The organism is Myxococcus faecalis (assembly GCF_050039385.1).
GTDB lineage: Bacteria > Myxococcota > Myxococcia > Myxococcales > Myxococcaceae > Myxococcus > Myxococcus fulvus.
On the sequence record NZ_CP144336.1, the window covers coordinates 550,735 to 567,462 of the forward strand.

At 69.4% G+C, this 16,728-nt stretch carries 14 protein-coding genes, 1 tRNA gene and 1 pseudogene; 8 read left to right on the forward strand and 8 right to left on the reverse strand.

Annotation, left to right across the window (positions count from 1 at the left end; translation table 11 throughout):
• Positions 1–199 precede the first annotated feature (199 nt).
• Positions 200–2,578: an Ig-like domain-containing protein gene (locus VZQ01_RS02015; protein ID WP_426746796.1), complete on the forward strand. Its 2,379-nt coding sequence runs from the start codon at positions 200–202 to the stop codon at positions 2,576–2,578.
• A gap of 360 nt (positions 2,579–2,938) precedes the next feature.
• Here VZQ01_RS02015 and VZQ01_RS02020 read toward each other — a convergent pair whose 3' ends face one another.
• Complete coding sequence (locus tag VZQ01_RS02020; RefSeq protein ID WP_426746797.1) at positions 2,939–3,487, reverse strand: S41 family peptidase; 549 nt, start codon at positions 3,485–3,487, stop codon at positions 2,939–2,941.
• A gap of 701 nt (positions 3,488–4,188) precedes the next feature.
• On the opposite strand from VZQ01_RS02020, the gene VZQ01_RS02025 reads away from it, so the two are divergent.
• The 4 genes and pseudogenes from VZQ01_RS02025 to VZQ01_RS02040 all read left to right on the forward strand — a co-directional run.
• Positions 4,189–4,326, forward strand: coding sequence for a hypothetical protein (locus VZQ01_RS02025; RefSeq protein WP_223785987.1), 138 nt, complete (start codon positions 4,189–4,191; stop codon positions 4,324–4,326).
• 381 nt (positions 4,327–4,707) lie between these two features.
• Positions 4,708–4,866, forward strand: coding sequence for a hypothetical protein (locus VZQ01_RS02030; RefSeq protein WP_426746799.1), 159 nt, complete (start codon positions 4,708–4,710; stop codon positions 4,864–4,866).
• A 147-nt stretch (positions 4,867–5,013) separates the two neighbouring features.
• On the forward strand, positions 5,014–6,192 hold the full coding sequence (locus VZQ01_RS02035) for an IS256 family transposase (RefSeq protein ID WP_426746800.1): 1,179 nt from the start codon (positions 5,014–5,016) through the stop codon (positions 6,190–6,192).
• Between the two features lie 87 nt (positions 6,193–6,279).
• Positions 6,280–6,531, forward strand: a pseudogene (locus VZQ01_RS02040) (tyrosine-type recombinase/integrase); the annotation flags it as partial.
• A 47-nt stretch (positions 6,532–6,578) separates the two neighbouring features.
• On the opposite strand, the gene VZQ01_RS02045 reads toward VZQ01_RS02040, so the two are convergent.
• The 6 genes from VZQ01_RS02045 to VZQ01_RS02070 all read right to left on the reverse strand — a co-directional run bounded on the left by VZQ01_RS02045 (position 6,579) and on the right by VZQ01_RS02070 (position 13,280).
• Positions 6,579–6,660, reverse strand: a tRNA-Leu gene (locus VZQ01_RS02045).
• An 88-nt stretch (positions 6,661–6,748) separates the two neighbouring features.
• Positions 6,749–7,165 (reverse strand): preprotein translocase subunit SecG, encoded by a 417-nt coding sequence (gene secG, locus VZQ01_RS02050; protein WP_046713064.1) that lies wholly within the window; start codon positions 7,163–7,165, stop codon positions 6,749–6,751.
• A gap of 87 nt (positions 7,166–7,252) precedes the next feature.
• A complete protein-coding gene (gene tpiA, locus VZQ01_RS02055; protein WP_426746802.1) occupies positions 7,253–8,026 on the reverse strand; it encodes a triose-phosphate isomerase in 774 nt (257 codons plus the stop codon).
• 57 nt (positions 8,027–8,083) lie between these two features.
• Positions 8,084–9,271, reverse strand: a complete 1,188-nt coding sequence (locus VZQ01_RS02060; RefSeq protein WP_223746901.1) for a phosphoglycerate kinase — start codon at positions 9,269–9,271, stop codon at positions 8,084–8,086.
• Between the two features lie 27 nt (positions 9,272–9,298).
• The gene (gene gap / locus VZQ01_RS02065; protein ID WP_141323170.1) at positions 9,299–10,309 is read right to left on the reverse strand and encodes a type I glyceraldehyde-3-phosphate dehydrogenase; all 1,011 of its coding nucleotides are present in this window, start codon (positions 10,307–10,309) and stop codon (positions 9,299–9,301) included.
• A 103-nt stretch (positions 10,310–10,412) separates the two neighbouring features.
• Positions 10,413–13,280: a golvesin C-terminal-like domain-containing protein gene (locus tag VZQ01_RS02070; protein WP_426746803.1), complete on the reverse strand. Its 2,868-nt coding sequence runs from the start codon at positions 13,278–13,280 to the stop codon at positions 10,413–10,415.
• A 78-nt stretch (positions 13,281–13,358) separates the two neighbouring features.
• On the opposite strand from VZQ01_RS02070, the gene VZQ01_RS02075 reads away from it, so the two are divergent.
• Entirely contained in the window at positions 13,359–14,042 is a 684-nt protein-coding gene (locus VZQ01_RS02075; RefSeq protein ID WP_223746899.1) for a diacylglycerol kinase family protein, read from the forward strand.
• A gap of 107 nt (positions 14,043–14,149) precedes the next feature.
• Here VZQ01_RS02075 and VZQ01_RS02080 read toward each other — a convergent pair whose 3' ends face one another.
• Positions 14,150–14,353 (reverse strand): hypothetical protein, encoded by a 204-nt coding sequence (locus VZQ01_RS02080; protein WP_174816750.1) that lies wholly within the window; start codon positions 14,351–14,353, stop codon positions 14,150–14,152.
• Between the two features lie 331 nt (positions 14,354–14,684).
• On the opposite strand from VZQ01_RS02080, the gene VZQ01_RS02085 reads away from it, so the two are divergent.
• Both VZQ01_RS02085 and VZQ01_RS02090 read left to right on the forward strand, forming a co-directional pair.
• Positions 14,685–16,280: an NAD(P)/FAD-dependent oxidoreductase gene (locus VZQ01_RS02085; protein ID WP_267701085.1), complete on the forward strand. Its 1,596-nt coding sequence runs from the start codon at positions 14,685–14,687 to the stop codon at positions 16,278–16,280.
• Between the two features lie 34 nt (positions 16,281–16,314).
• Entirely contained in the window at positions 16,315–16,683 is a 369-nt protein-coding gene (locus VZQ01_RS02090) for a hypothetical protein (protein ID WP_141323166.1), read from the forward strand.
• The last annotated feature ends 45 nt before the right edge of the window (positions 16,684–16,728 follow it).

The window sequence follows — 16,728 nt, forward strand, 5'->3', positions numbered from 1 at the left end:
GTCGACACCTGTCGTTGACATGTGTCGATGGCACTCGAGTGCCTGGCGGCTGGTGGCCGGAGGACGTTGGCCATTCATGTATTGCGCGACGAGACGTCGGTCGCAAGAAGAGCTGTCGTTCAATCCACGAGGGGGATGGTCCATTCCGGGCATCATCTTGCTCCTCGGGGGGAGTCCATCGATGCGAAGTGGTCCTGGGATGACGTGGTCATGGGGGCTCGGCGTGACGCTGGCCCTGTCGCTGGCGGCGTGCGGTGCGGAACCCGTGGTGGAGGAGCAGGTCCGTGCTCCGGAGCCCGGGATGTCGCAATCCGGGGAGGCGGCGTTGACGTGGGACCCGTATGCGGACGCGGTGGCGTCGGGCACCAACGCGGCGGTGCTCAACGCGAGCGCGGCGCTGGGCGCTCCGGACGGGAGGGCGGCGACCCTGCTGGGCCTGCTCAACGCAGCGCTGGTGCTGGACCTGGGCCAGGGTGAAGAAGGGACCGGGGACCTGCGCGTCTACTACCAGGGCCTGTCGCTGGCGCTGGTGGCCCAGGTGGACTTCCTGAAGGCGGATGGGACCTTCATCGGCTCCAGCCCGCTGCACCTGGTCGAGCTGGGCCTGGGGACCCATATCGCGGTGGCGAGGTACCCTGGGAACGTGCCCTATCGCTACGTGCGCCTGAAGGGGGCGCTCGCCGTGTATCTGGTGGACGCGGTGGAGACGTCGCTGCGGGTCATCTGTGGGGACGGCGTGCTGGACGGGTACGAAGTCTGTGACGACGGCAATCAGCACTCCGGAGACGGCTGCAGCAGTGTCTGCGAGGTCGAGCCGGGCTACACCTGCACGGGACAGCCGAGCGTCTGCGACAACAACCGCGCCCCCACCGTCGAGCCCGTCCAGACGACCACCCCCGAGGACACCGCGGTGGACATCACCCTCCCCGCGGCGGATCCGGATGGCGACGCGCTGAGCTACACGTTCACCCTGCCCGACCATGGCACGCTCACGGGCACGGGAGCCGTGGTGACGTACACCCCGAACGCGAACTTCAACGGGACGGATGCGTTCCAGGTCACGGTCTCGGACGGGAAGAAGCAGGCGAGGGCCACCGTCACCGTCACGGTGACGCCGGTCAACGACGCGCCCGTGGCGACCTCCGCGGCGGTGACGGTGAACCACAACACGTCGACGCCCGTCACCGTGGTGGCCACGGACGTGGACGGGGATGTGCTGGGCTTCACGGTGACGACGCCGCCCGCCCACGGGACCTTGTCCGGGACGGGGGCCCAGCTGCTCTACACGCCGAACGCGGACTACCAGGGGACGGACGCGTTCACCTTCACGGCCAACGACGGCGTGCTGACGTCGAACACGGCCACCGTCAGCATCACCGTCCGGGGGCCGCCGGTCTGCGGTGACGGCTTCGTCGACTCGGGTGAGGTGTGCGACGACGGCAACCGGGCCGCGGGCGATGGCTGTCGAGCGGACTGTCAGGGCCTGGAGGTGTGCGGCGACGGACTGGTCGACAGCGCGGCGGGAGAGCAGTGCGATGATGGCGGGACGACGCCGGGAGATGGCTGCGACGCCGAGTGCCAGCTGGACGCCTTCTCGAACATTCCTCCCACGCTCATCAGCGGGACGCTGAACTGCACCACGGCCAATTCGAACACGGGCCGCAAGGCCGCGGTGGACGCCCTGGGGCGCTTCTACGTCGTCATGCTCTGCGGTGGCTCGGTCCATGTCAGCGTGAGCGCGGACCGGGGTTTCACCTGGGTAGGGCCGACGCCGCTGGGCATCACCGACGCGGCGGAGGTCGCCATCGAGGGCGGCCCCACGGGGACCGCGTATGTGGCGGCCACGAGCGCGGGCTCGCTGCTGTTCACCCGGACCGTGGACGCGGGGACGAGCTGGGAGGCACCGCGAAACCTCGGCAACGCGGGCAACCCCACCGTCAGCCTGGATTCGACAGGCGACGCGGTCTACGTCGCCGTCTCACGAGGCGGCACGGGGGTGCGCGTCCTGCGCAACTTCGCGCGCGGCACGGGCGACTTCAGCGTGACGGACGTGGACCAGAACAATGCCTTCTTCGACGTACTCGTGGACAAGATCAGCGGCGATGTCTTCTCGGTGAGCGATGACCCGACGTTCCGCATCCGTCGGAGCAGCGATCAGGGGACGAGCTTCGGTCCGCAGAGCTCGCCGCCGGGGCAGGCGTTCTTCTCGGACTGGACGGGCTCCAACGGGTTCATCTACGTCACGGGCTCCTTCGGGGACGACAACGTGGATGTCATCCCGGTGTCCGCGCCGGGGACGAGCATCCAGGTGACGGGCCTGCCCACGGATGTCTCTCCGGCTCCGGTCCGGTCGATTGACGCGGACGCACTCGGCAACGGCTACATCGTCACGCAGCGGGGGACGGGCAACATCCAGTTGGACCGGATGCTCGTGGGGGCGACGTTGATTCAGCCCACGGACGCCAGGACCATCGGGCCGGGCAACGTGCCCGCGGTCGCCGCGCTCCCGTCGAACGGCGGCGCCTTGGTGGCGTACACGAACGGCACCAGCGTCTACGCCTCGGTGGTGGTGTACTGAACGTCCGGTCGCGCGCCTCCTGCTCATTGTGGGAGGCGCGCGGTTGCCGTTCCTGTTGAAGGTTGTCTTCAGGCCGCAACGCACGGCGAAGGCGCGCCCCCAGAGACTGTCGTCACGAATCGCACGTGCCGGGCAACACCGGGTCTCCATGCGGGCCCGTGCCGCCCCGGCGCAGTGTGGATTCGCGGCATGGTCCTCTTCCGAGATGCGTCCTGGGTCCTCCAGTCCGAGTCCACGCAGGAGCTGCGACCCACGGCTCCTCCGGTCAATCACCATGGCGATGAAGCGCGGTATCGCGGCCCTCTCGTGACGCCGCGCCCCGGGTCCGACATGTCCGTGCGCGTGAACGCGGAGCCCGGTTCACCGGAGGCGTTGGAGCACTTCCTCGAGCGCCTGGTCGGCGGGGACCAGGATGTCGGGGGTGATGCCAACGCCCTCCCAGTCCTTTCCCGTGTCGGGGTCCAGGGTCCGCCCGACGGGGAGGACCACGGCCAGCGCGTCCCCGAGCGGTTGTGGGCAGGCGAAGTGATTGGCCCCTGCCGTGGTCTCGCCCACCAGGGTCGCGCGCTCCGTGCGCTGGAGGGCCAGCGCCAGGTGCTCGGCCGCGGACGCGGTCCGGCTGGAGACGAGGTAGAAGACCCGCGCGCCGAAGAGGCGTGACTCCGTCGTGTGGGGGTGCACGCGGTGCTCCCGCCGATGGATTCCCTCGGGCCCATGGCCCTCGCGCATCAGGACGTCCCCGGGCGGCCCGCATTCGAGCTCGAGGTTGCGCCGTGGGGTGTCCATGTACGCCAGGAGGGCCTCCTGCTCGAAGAGATAGGACAGCAGGACGTTCATCTCGCGAGGGCCTCCGCCGCGATGGGTCCGCGCATCGAGGATGAGCGCCTTGGCCGTCGCATGCTCTCTCATGAACCGGCCCACCGCGGCGACCGACCTCTCGTCGCCGGGGAAGGCATTGATATGGACGCACAACACCACGGTCAGCAGCTACTCAGGCAGGGGGCCACCGCTAACAGTCTTCTGCGTGCACTTGCCAGAACAGCCATTTCCAGAGCAACTGAAGGGCGTACATGAGCCATTCATATGCGCCTGACACCCATAGCCACTGCACGACGGTCCGCTGCACTCAAGGATGCACTCCACCTTTCCCGGCTCCGGCAGCGGATCATTGAGAGAGGAGTTCACCCACACGACATCCACAGTCGAGACCGTCTTGTCCTTCGACACCCGCACGGTCCTCGTCTCCCCTACCTGGTAGACGGACACATCAGGTCGCGCGAGATACTCTCGAAGTTTCGGGTCCGTCTCATCCGTCACGATTCCGGTACACGTCCCCGAGACTTCGTTCGGCTCCTCAGCTGTCACGAGCCCACTCGATAGCGCTACCGCCAGGAACAGCCACCTCATGCTTGACCGCATGTATTCTCCCTGAGAAAGCGCACACAAACTCGCGCTTAACTAGAATATAGCGCAAATACATCGAGACTGCTACCAAACAACATATGCCATCATGATGCAAATAACCCTCAGTGGTTTTGACTCTTGAGCAGCTACCACCCCGAGGCTCCTACCCTGCCACCTCCTGGAACTCCGCGCTGACGTCGTGGGCGTTGAGTTCCTTCACGCTGGTGGACCAGCTCTCGCAGACGACGCGGTGCACCCGCGCGCCGGCCCCGGTGAAGGTGAGCGCCGCGCCCGCCGCTGGGGCAGCGGCGAAGGTGACAAGCCCCGAGGCGGAGAGCGCATAGCCCGTCCCAGCGACGAGCGTAACGGACCGGGGTAATGGATCGCAGGCGGGTCACCCAAGGTGTTCGTAGCGGGGGCGGCCAAGCGGACCGCAATCAGGAGCAGTCGGGGCGGCGGTCCGTTCCACCCTGAAGACCGTTGGAAGAAACGCAGTTGGCGGGGGCGAGAGCGCCTACCGGGCCAGTCATCCCGTGCATCTTCGCGAGTCCAAGAGCACCGCCCCGCGGTGCGGCCAGGGACGCGCGCGGATGAGCTACCGGAGAGTCGACATGGACAGGTTGCGAGAGTGGGTGCGGTTGCACCGCATGGGGGCGGGTGCGCCCGAAGTGGCCTGGTTGTTGGGAATGGGTCCGAATACGGAGAGGGAGTACCGAGCGGCCCTCGTGAGGGCCGGCGCACTGGAAGGCCCCGTGGACGAGGTGCCCGAGTTGGAAGTGCTCAAGGCCCTGGTGCAGGAGTACCTGCCGTCCAAGGTGTCACCGCAGCAGACGTCCTCGCTGGTGCCCTGGCAGGAGCGGGTAGAGGCGCTGCTGAGCCAATGACTGGGGCCGCGAGCCATTCCCCCCCGACGGTCGTGTCCCTATAAGTGTGTAGTCGGCGAGCAGGGACGAGCGGGAAAGAGGGAAGCTCCTCGGTGAAACCAACCGAGACGGTCTCCCCCTGGCAGGGGAGCCGAGGAGTTCCCTGAAGTGGACGATACCGAGTTTGCCGCGCCCTCGCACGAGGAGGTGCGCACCGACGTGCGAGGCCTGTTCCTGGGAGCCATCCGCATGACGCTGGAGATGCTGCTGGAGGAGGAGATTCGGGGGCTGGTGGGGGCCGGGCGCTGGCAGCAGGTGGCGGGGCGGAAAGACCAGCGCAACGGCAGCTACCTGCGCGGCCTGCTGACGTCCATGGGGCACCTGGAGGTGGCCGTGCCCCGGACGCGGGCCAGCGGCTCGGCGGAGGCCGTCCTGGGTCGCTACAAGCGGCGCAGCGAAGAGCTCGACGAGGCGATTACCAGCGCGTACGTGCAGGGCGTCTCCACGCGGAAGATGGGTCGGGTGACGCGAGCGCTCATGGGCGAGGAGGTTTCGCGTTCGACGGTGAGCCGAGTGACGAAGTCCCTCGAAGAGAAGGTGGAGGGCCTTCGCACCCAGCCTCTCACCCAGGCCTTCCCCTACCTGTACCTGGATGCCACCTTCCTGGACGCCCGGTGGGCGCGCACGGTGCAGAACGTCTCGGCCCTGGTGGCCTACGGCGTGGGAGAGGATGGGCACCGGCACCTGTTGGCCGTGACTCTGGGTGGCAGCGAGTCGCAGGACTCCTGGCTGGAGCTGCTGCGCCAACTGCTCGAGCGAGGGTTGAGGGGCGTGCGCCTGGTTATCGCCGACGGGCACGCGGGGCTGGCCGCCGCGGCCCGGCAGGCACTGCCCGAGGCCCAGCTCCAGCGCTGCACGGTGCACCTCACCCGGAACGTCCTCGCCAAGGCGCCCTGGCGCCTGCGAGGACGCCTCGGCAAGCAGACCTCGGCCGTCTTCGAGGCCCCCTCTCTCCAGGACGCCAGGAAGCGTCTGGAGGCGCTCCAGTCCGGACTGGGCCGCCAGGTCCCCGAGGCCATGGAGTGCCTGCGCGAGGGCTTCGCCGCCGCCACCTGCTTCTTCTCCTTCCCCAAGGCCCACTGGAAGCGCCTGCGCAGCACCAACGGCCTGGAGCGTCTGCACGGCGAAGTGAAGCGCCGCATCCGCTCCGTGGGCGCCTTCCCGGACCGTGCCAGCGCGCTGCGTCTCATCACCGCCGTCGCCCTCGAAGTGACTGGCATCTGGGACGACCGCCGCTACCTCGACATGGCCCTGCTCAACTCAACCCCAGACACTGCCGCTGATTGACACCGCCAAGGAGCATTCCTCCCCTGCCTCCCTCCGAACCAACTACACACGATTCGGGACTTGACCATGGACCACCTGCTCATCACCACGCTGAAGCGGGCGGGCGTCACGCGCGACAAGAGCACCATCGGCTGGCACGACCTCCGTCACACCTACGGGAGTTACCTCGCCATGAGGGGCGTGCCGCTGAAGGTCATCCAGGAGCTGATGGGCCACGCCACGCTCGACATGACCATGAGGTACGCGCACCTGAGTCCCCAGGTGAAGCAGGACGCGGTGCAGTTCCTCGACGGCCCCTTGCTGGCGAGGGGCAATACAGGGGCAATGACCGGAAGCTAAAAAAGCAGAAGGCCCGTAACCCCGGAGGATTACGAGCCTTCTGAGAGTGCCCAGGGCGGGATTCGAACCCGCACACCTTTCGGCGCCACCCCCTCAAGATGGTGTGTCTACCAGTTCCACCACCTGGGCGTTGCTGCGCGGACCATCTACAGGACCGCTTCGGATCACGCAACGAGATTCTAACCGCTGCGTGCTCCGATTTGTTTCAACCCGCTCCTCAGGGAGCCGGGGTCGGCGCGGGGGCCTGCTGGCCCTCGGCCGGAGCCGCCTCACCGCGCGGCTGCTCCACCGTCCCAGGGGCCGCCTGCTGACCCGCCGGAGACGACGTCTCACCCGCCGCAGGAGCCGGCGCCGCGGGAGCCGCCGGGGCGGGCGCCGCGATGGAACCACCCGCCGCCACCGAGGACTTCAGGCCGACGAAGGACAGGCCCAGCGACGTGAAGAAGAACATCGCCGCGCACACGCCGGTGAGCTTGCTCAGGAAGGTCACCGCGCCACGACCACCGAAGGCACTCGTGGCCGCGCCGCCGCCGAGGGCCGAGCCCATGCCAGCGTCCTTACCCGGCTGCAGCAGGATGACGAAGATCATGAACACGCACACGAGGACGTGCACGATCGTGACGAAGGTCAGCATGTGGAGTTTTCCGAACGTTCCGTGAAAAGAGGGCGCACCTTATTGCAGAAAACAGTGCGCCGATAGCACCAAATCGCGCGCCCTACCCTACCGGGCCGCCTGGATGATGGCCGCGAAATCGCCGACCTTCAGGCTCGCCCCGCCCACCAACGCCCCATCCACATCCGGCTGCCCCAGCAATTCCGCGGCGTTATCCGGCTTCACGCTGCCGCCGTACTGGATGCGCACCTTGCCGGCCGTCTCCTCGCCGTACAGCCGGCCCACCAGCGCCCGGATGGCCGCGTGGACCTCCTGCGCCTGCGCCGACGTCGCGTTGCGCCCCGTCCCGATCGCCCACACCGGCTCGTACGCCAGCACGAAGCCCGCCACGTCCTTCGCCTCGAAGCCCTCCAGCCCTCCCCGGACCTGGCGCTCCACCACCTCCAACGTCCGGTTCGCCTCGCGCTCCGCCAGCGTCTCACCCACGCAGAGGATCGGCGTCATCTTCGCGGCCAGCACCGCCTTGGCCTTCTTGTTCACCGTCTCGTCCGTCTCGCCGAACAGCTGCCGGCGCTCCGAGTGCCCCACGATGACGTAGGCACACCCGAGCTCCGCCAGCATCGGCGCGGACACCTCGCCGGTGAACGCACCCGACGACTCCCAGTGGCAGTTCTGCGCCGCCAGCTGCAACGGCGCGCCCTCCAGCGCGACGTGCACCGCCTGCAGCGCCAGGTACGTCGGCGCCACCACCACCTCCACCACATCCCCCACGGAGGTCACCGCCCCCCGCAGCTCACGGACCAGCGCCAGGGCCTCCGGCACCGTCTTGTTCATCTTCCAGTTGCCGGCGACGATCTTCCGACGTCGAGACGAGACGGCCATGTGTCACTCCCCCAGCGCTGTGGATGTGGTGGTGCTGCTGCTTGGGCGCGACGGAGACTACCGCGTCTCCAGCGCCTTGATGCCCGGAAGCTCGCGGCCTTCCAGGAACTCCAACGAGGCCCCGCCGCCCGTGGACACGTGGCTGAGCTGCTCCGCCAGCCCCATCTGCTCCACGGCCGCCGCGCTGTCCCCGCCGCCAATCACGGTGATGGCCTGCTTGTTGTTCGCCATGGCCGTGCCCACCGAGCGCGTGCCCTCGGCGAACTTCGCCACCTCGAACAAGCCCATGGGCCCGTTCCACACCACCGTGCGCGCGTCGCGGATGTGCTGCGTGAACAGCGAGCGCGTCTTCGGACCGATGTCCAGGCCCATCATGTCCTTGGGCACCGCGTTGTCCGGCGTCTCCTGCGCGGAGCTCTTCTCCGTCGGCTCGGTGCCGACGATGTGGTCCACCGGGAGGACGATGGGCGTCTTCAGCCGGTGCGCCGCCTCGAGCAGGCGCGTGGCCAAGGACAGCTTGTCCTCCTCGACGCGGGACTTGCCCACCTCCACGCCCTGCGCCTTCAGGAACGTGTACGCCATCGCCCCGCCCACCAGGAGCGCGTCCACCTTGGGCAGCAGGTTCTCGATGACCTTGATCTTGTCGCTCACCTTCGAGCCACCCAGGATGGCCACGAAGGGCTTCTCCGGCGTCTTCAGCACGCGGCCCAGGTACTCGATCTCCTTCTTCATCAGGAGGCCCGCCGCCTTCTCCTTCACGAAGGGCACCATGCCCGCCGTGGAGGCATGGGCGCGGTGCGCGGTGCCGAAGGCGTCGTTGACGTAGACGTCCGCCAGCGCGGCCAGCTCGCGCGCGAAGGCCTCGTCGTTGGCCTCCTCCTCCTTGTGGAAGCGCAGGTTCTCCAGCACCACCACCTGCCCCTCCTTCAGCTCCTTCACCTGCTTCTTCACGCCGTCGCCCACGCAGTCATCCGTGAGGATGACCTCGTGCTTGCCGCCGAGCAGGTCGGCCAGCCGCACGGCGACCGGCTCGAGCGACAGCTTGGGGTCCGGTCCCTTCGGACGTCCCAGGTGGGAGGCCAGGATGACCTTGCCGCCCAACTCCAGCGCGCGGCGGATGGTGGGCAGCGCCTCACGGATGCGGGTGTCGTCCGTCACCTTCCGGCCGTCGAGCGGGACGTTGAAGTCCACGCGGATGAAGGTGCGCTTGCCCGTGAGTTGCAGCTCGTCGATGTAGCGGATCATCTTGGCTCTCCCTGGACCGGAAACGGACTACACGCCCTTCGACACGAGGAACTTCGCCGTGTCGACCATGCGGTTGGAGAAGCCCCACTCGTTGTCGTACCAGGCCATGACCTTCAGCATGTTGTCGCCCATCACGAAGCAGTTGGTGGAGTCGAAGATGGCCGAGTGCGGGTTGCCGTTGTAGTCCACCGACACCGTCTGCGCGTCGCTGAACTCCAGGATGCCCTTGAGCGGGCCGGCGGCGGCGGCGCGGTAGGCCTCCACCACGGCCTCCTGGGTGATCTTCTTCTCGGTGTTCACCGTCAGGTCCACCAGGGACACGTTCGGCGTGGGGACGCGGACGGCCAGGCCGTGCATCTTGCCCTTGAGCTGCGGAATCACCTCGCCGATGGCCTTCGCGGCGCCGGTGCTGGTGGGAATCATGGAGAGCGCGGCGGCGCGGGCGCGGCGCATGTCCTCGTGCGTGAGGTCCAGGATGCGCTGGTCGTTGGTGTAGCTGTGCACCGTCGTCATCAGGCCCTTCTCGATGCCGAAGTTGTCCACCAGCACCTTGGCGATGGGCGCCAGGCAGTTGGTGGTGCACGAGGCGTTGGAGATGATGTGGTGCTTGGACGCGTCGTACTCGCCGTGGTTGATGCCGTAGGCGATGGTCAGGTCCGGGCCCTTGGCCGGCGCGGAGATGAGGACCTTCTTGGCGCCCGCCTTCAGGTGCTTCTCGGCGCCCTCGCGGCCGGTGAAGCGGCCGGTGCACTCGAGCACCACGTCCACGTTCAGGCTCTTCCAGGGCAGCGCCGTGGGGTCCTTCTCCGCGGTGACGATGATCTCCTTGCCGTCCACCACGATGCCCTTGTCCGTCGCCTTCACCTCACCCGGCCAGGTGCGGTGCACGGAGTCGTACTTGAACAGGTGCGCCAGGGCGGCGGGCTTGTCCAGGTCGTTGATGGCGACGATCTCCAGGTCTTCCTTGCGGCTGAGCGCGGCGCGGAGGATGCAGCGACCGATGCGTCCAAACCCGTTGATGGCGATGCGAGTGGCCATGTGCGTGTCTCCTTAGAAGAGGTGGGCGCGAAAGGCGCGCCCACGAACGGTTTTCACGTCAGAAAACGAGGGCCGCCGACCGTAGGCACGCGGCCCCGCTGAGTCAACGCTTCAGGTCGCTCGTGCGACGGCGCGCGCGTCGAAGCTGAACAATCACCCCGACCAACAGCCACAGCCCCGCGCCCGTTCCCCCGCCGGCCCCGCAGCCGCAGCCCGAGTCGCCCAGCGGATGGTAGAACTGCGGCAGCACGTCCAGGACGATGGGCTCGGGGGGCTCGGGAGGCTCGGGCTCCTCGGGAGGATGCGGGTCCACCCCGCGCGGCGCCACGCACCCGCTCAACAGGCCGGGCCCCGTCTCGCCGGAATCCCCGACGGGCGGCGAGCCCGGCGCGGGGAAGCCCGCGCGCACCAGGAACGCGGACAACAGCCGCGCCCGCGCCGCCCGGTCCACCACCGCCTCGAAGGGGACCCCCAACAGCAGCACCTGCCCCGCGGGCATGGAGAACACCCCCGCCCCCAGCTCCGTCCCCGCGTACCGCACCACCGCCGAGCCGCCCGATGCCGGGATGAGCAAATCGGTGGACCCCACCGGATAGGCGCCCCGGGTGCCGTCGTCCAGGGCCACGCCCGTCCAATCCGCCAGGAAGTCTCCCGGCACGCCCTCCACGCTCCGAGGCGGCGCGCCGGTCCCCACCGAGGCCCGGAGGATGTCCGTGAGGAAGGCCTTGTCGTCCGAGTCCCCCACCGACAGCGCGGACGCCACCTGGCTGCCCGACAGCAGCAGATGTCCACCGCCCATCACATACGCGCGCAGCGTGTCCTGTTCGGCGCGCGTCAGTCCGGCGCCGGCAGCGCCACCCCGCCCGGTGAACCAGTCCACCACCCGGTAGCCCGCTCCGACGGACACCAGCCCCGCCGCCACCGCCCCGCTCGTCGCGCTGTCGAAGGCCACGCCCGACTGGCTCATCGCGTCCCCGTGGCGGCGCACGTACGTGCCGTCGTTCATCGTCTCCAGGAGCACCCGCAGCGGGGCCTCCAGGCCATACGCGTCCAGCGCCTCGCCGCACGCCAGCGCGGAGTCCAGCCGCTCGAAGGCGTTGACCACCAGCGCCGGGGGCGCGTCCCCCGAGCGCACGCCGACGATGGCGGACGGGAAGCCCTCGCCGCCCGCGCTCACCGCCGCGACGCGGAAGTAGCGCGAGACGCCCGCCGCCAGCGGCACGCTCAGGCTCGTCCCGGACACCTCGGTGCCGTCGTCCCAGGCCTGGCCGTCCTCGCTCTGGTAGACGCGGTACGCGGTGGGCGCATCGCGCCCCTCCTCGTCCGGGTTGGCCTGGGGCGCGGCCCAGCGCACCTCCACCGTGCCGGCCGAGACGTTGCGCGCCACCACCGCGTCGGGGGCCTCGGGCGGCAGCGTCACCGCCACGCCGTCCCGCGCGGCGTAGTACTTGATGAGGCCCTGGAGGATGGCGCGCGCGGCGACGCGGCGGAACGCCGGCTCCTTCAGCCGGTTCGAGTCCGCCACCGCGTCGTGGTAGGCGATCTCCAGCAGCACCGACGGCATCTCCGGGTTGTGCGTGGGGTTGACCTCGCCCAGGTTCGCCGAGCGCAGGCTGCGCACGCGCCACGTCGGGTCGACCTCGCGCTTGAGGTCCGCGCCCAGCTCGTCCAACAGCGCCCGCCCCAGCACGTCGCTGCCGGGCACGCCGGTGAAGTTGAGCGTGCCGTCCACCGGGTTCGGCCCGTAGACATAGGCCTCGGTGCCCACCACGTTGCCGCTGGTGGAGGCGTTGGTGTGCCAGGCCACGTACACCGCGTCCTCCCCCTCCTCGTGCAGCCACGCGGCGAAGCGCGCGCGGGCCGTCACGTCCGCGTTGCGCTCGTTGGCGATGGCGTTGGCCCCGGTGGGCGCGTACACGCTCGCGGGCGCGCCGCTGAACTGCACGTGGTAGCGCGCGGCCTCCTCGTAGCGGGGACGCTGCAGCGCGGCCATCTGCGCGTCGCCGATGACGCCCGAGCCGCCGCCGAAGCGCACCGCGTCCACCGACACCGTGGCGCCCTCCTCCGCGTCGTTCATCAGCACCACCGCCGCGCGCTCCGGCCCCGCGTTCGCCTTGAAGAAGAAGCGGCCCAGGAGCACCCACGTCCCACCGTGGCGGCGCTGGTTGACGCGGAAGTGGCTCTCGCCGCCCGCGTGGCGCACCACGTAGTGCGCGTTCTGGGTGCGCGTGGGCGCCGCGCCATAGGAGACGTACACATGGTAGTTGCCGTCCGCGGGCACCACCGGCGCCCAGGTCGCCGTCGCCGTGGAGGCCTGCGTGGTGAGGAGCTCCCGCGTGGTGCCTTGTGTGAACGGCTCGACAGCGTTGCCCATGGGGAAGGCAGGCGTCGCCCAGCCCTTCTGCTCCGTCGCGCGGAACAGCCCCGTGTCCCCCGCCTCGGAGTAGCCCGCGCCTCCGTCGTCCACGATGACCATGCGCGAGTTCAGGTCCGCCTCGCGCACCGGCACCACCGTGGCGCCCGCGCCCATCAACATGGGCAACAGGTACTGGTTCACCACCTCGGCGGAGATGAGGTCCTCCACCACCGCCCACGTGTTGGGCCGCTGCGTGGCCCAGCGCGACAGCGTGGGCGCCCGGTAGAAGCCGTGGCCGGGGCTCAGGTAGATGACCTTCCCGGACAGCGCGCCCGCCCGCGTCCGCGTCTGGGGCACCCCCGCGAGCGAGGCCTTCGTCGTGCCATCCCGCTGCTCGCGCCGCACCACGGGGGCGTCGGAGGCGCTCAGCTTCCTCGCCTCGTGCGCGCGGCGGGTCGGCGCCGGCAGGTACACCGCGTCCGGGGGCTCCAGGCCACAGGCGCCCACTTCGCCCTCGTGGGTGTGCACGGGGGCCTGGGCGGCGGCGAGGGTGGAGGTCAACAGGAGGGCCAGCAGCACGCCACCTGGACGCGCCCGGAAGAAGTCGGTGCTCATGGCGGCCGACCTTACCCATTCACATCTCCACGGCAATCGGACCCGTGAGTGCTAGCCTGCCCGTCCCTTCAGGTTCCGATGACCGTACCTGCCCGGCCACCTCCCACCTTCCCTTCCCGTCGCGGCTCGGGGTTCCTCGCCTCGTTCGGCCATGCCTGGGCGGGCCTCATCCACACCGTCGTCCACCAGCGCAACATGCGCCTGCACCTCATCTCCGCCGTGCTGGTGGGGCTGGTGGGCAGCGGCATCCCCCTGGGGCTCGCCGAGAAGGTCACGCTCATCTTCTGCGTGCTGCTCATCTTCTTCGCGGAAATCCTGAACAGCGCGCTGGAGCACCTGGTGGACCTGGCCGTCCAGCAGTTCGACGAGAAGGCCCGGCTCACCAAGGACGCGGCCGCGGCGGGCGTGCTGGTGCTCGCGCTGGGCACGGTGGTCATCTTCGCCGCCATCCTCGTGCACAACTGGGAGACGGTGCGCACGAGCACCGACGCCATCGTCCGCCAGGTGGCGCTCGGCCTGCCCTTGACGGCGTGCGTGGTGGTGCTGGTGCTGCCCCAGCGAAGGCCCGTCGGCGTGGACGTGGGCGCCTTCGTGGCGGGCGGCGTGCTGCTCGCGTTCCTGGCCCAGTACACGGCCAGCACCGTGTTCACCGCGATGACGGCGGGGCTGCTCTTCGTCGCGGGCTCGGCGGCCTACACCCGCCGACGCGAAGCGGGCTCTCCAGGGGCGCCAGCGGGCGATTCGGCGGTCAACCGGACATAAAAAAACCGGCTGACGCCGGTCCACCACCACCTCAGGGGGCGGGAGCCCCGGAACCCGTCCGGAGCTCGCTCACCCGCCGAGGGTCGCTTGGGGTGAGTCTCGCACGCTCAGGCGCGCTGACGCCACTCGGAGCCCTGCTCCGGGGACGCAGGCACGGCGACGGCCTTGTCGCCTTCCTTCAGGTCCGAGGTCACCAGATCGAGCAGCTCCGTGGCGATACCGATGACCTGGTGCGGCGTGTAGCCGCTGGCGCGAAGCTGGTTGAAGAAGGTGCGCGCCAGGATCCGGGTGCCCTTTTGATCGGTGCTCACAGTCAATGCCTCCAAATTTGGGGGCGGCGCGAACAACGAGGGCCGCCGGCTAATCACTCGAGCCTTGTTCTTCAACCCCCGTGCCAGTCGTTCTCTTCCAAACGGATTCACCAGCAGTTCCCAGGGGTTGAAGAGCCGCGCGGGTCGGCACGGGGTGAATTGGGGTGCGAAGGGGGCTACGCACCCGGGGGAACCCCCGAGGGAACTGGATGGCCGGGTGCATCACGAGGTACGCACCCGTTCCGCGGCGGCGAGCCCCTCGTGGTTTCAAGTGCTTGCAATCTTTCAGCGGGGTGGAGCAGAACGCGCCCCCCACCAGGAGCGAATGGCAATGGCGTATCGGGTGAACAACATCGGGCTGTGGCTGGACGAGCCGGAGGAGCTGCTCGGTCAGCGGGCCGCAGAGAAGCTGGGCGTCACCCGCTCCGACCTGGCCTCCGTGCGGGTGGTGCGCTCCGTGCTGGATGCGCGAAAGAAGGGCAGCCCGCGCTACATCTACACGCTGGAGGTGGAGATGGCGCCGGGGCGCAAGCCCAGGCAGCTGCCGCCGGACGTGGGCGAGGCGCCGCCGCCCCCCGAGCCGCTGACGTCGGTGAAGCCGCCCGAGCAGTGGCCCATCATCATCGGCACGGGCCCCGCGGGGTTGTTCGCCGCGCTGGGGCTGCTGGAGCGCGGCGTGAAGAGCATCCTCATCGAGCGGGGACGCGAGGTGGTGGCGCGGCGCAAGGACGTGGCGAAGCTGATGCGCGACGGCACGTTGGACCCGGAGAGCAACATGAACTTCGGGGAGGGCGGCGCCGGCGCGTACACGGACGGCAAGCTGTCCACGCGCATCAACCACCCCATGGTGCGCAAGGTCATCGAGGCCTTCGCCCGCTACGGCGCGCCGGACGCCATCCTCGTCGAAGGCAAGCCGCACATCGGCTCGGACCTGCTGCCGGGCGCGGTGGCGAAGCTGCGTGAGGAGCTCATCGCCGGCGGCTGCGAGGTGCACTTCGGCCAGCGCGTGGACGACCTCGTCTACAAGGACGGCCGCGTCGCGGGCGTGAAGCTCGCGGACGGGCGCACGCTGGAGAGCGACCGCGTCATCCTGGCCCCCGGCAACTCCGCGCGCGAGCTGTACGAGCGCTTCGCCGCCGACGGCCGCGTCAGCGTGGAGGCCAAGCCCTTCGCGCTGGGCTTCCGCGCCGAGCACCCGCAGACGCTCATCAACGGCATCCAGTACGGCAGCGCCGCGAAGAACCCGAAGCTGCCCCCCGCCGACTACAAGCTCGCGGAGAACCTGGACGTCGACGGCGAGGTGCGCGGCGTCTACTCGTTCTGCATGTGCCCGGGCGGAATCGTGGTGCCCACGCCCACCGAGGACGGGCTGCAGTGCACCAATGGCATGAGCAACTCGCGCCGCAACGCGCGCTACGCCAACGCGGGCATCGTCGTCTCCGTCTCCGTGGCGGACTTCGAGCGCGAGGGCTTCCACGGACCGTTGGCGGGCCTGCAGTTCCAGCGGCACTGGGAGCAGAAGGCGTACGAGCTGGGCGGCGGGAAGTTCTTCGCCCCCGCGCAGACGATTCCGGACTACCTGGCCGGGCGCGTGAAGAAGGACCCGGGCGGCACCAGCTACCGTCCGGGCCTGGCGCACGTGGACCTGAACCGGCTGTTCCCGGAGCGGCTCACCACGTCCCTCAAGCAGGCGCTGAAGACCTTCGACCGGAAGATGCGCGGCTTCATCAGCGACGAGGGCAAGCTCATCGGCATCGAGAGCCGCACGTCGTCCCCCGTGCGAATCACCCGCGGCGAGGACCTGCAGTCGGTGTCCTGCAAGGGCCTGTACCCCGCGGGCGAGGGGTGCGGCTATGCGGGCGGCATCGTCTCGTCGGCCATTGATGGATTGCGCGTCGCGGAGCAGATTGCCACCGAGCTGGCGTGAGCCACGCCCGCGCCCCAACAGAGGGAGCCCTGCCATGCGTTACGTCGTGCGCACTCCGGATGGTGAGCTGACCTACCCCAGCCTCCTGGACGTGGAGCGCGCCTACGTCCAGGGCCTGGTGGACGCCGATGACGAGGTGCGGGAGGAGACCTCCCAGACGTGGCGCAAGGCGGGCAGCCTGCCGGTGCTCGCGCGCGCGAAGTCGCCGTCCTCGGGGCTGGCGGCGCGGGGCCAGTGGCTCACGGTGGCGGGCGCGGTGCTGGTGGGCGCGCTGGCCCTGTCGCTGGTGCTGCGCGACTCCTGGCACCTGCGCATCCTGGGAATCGTCCTGGCCCTGGTGGTCAGTTCGCTGCTCACGCGGGTGACGTTCAAGGCCTTCAAGCGGCCTCCGCCCCAGGCCTGAGGCCCGCCTCCTCCCCTGCTCTCCAGCCGGAGGGCCCGACGCCCG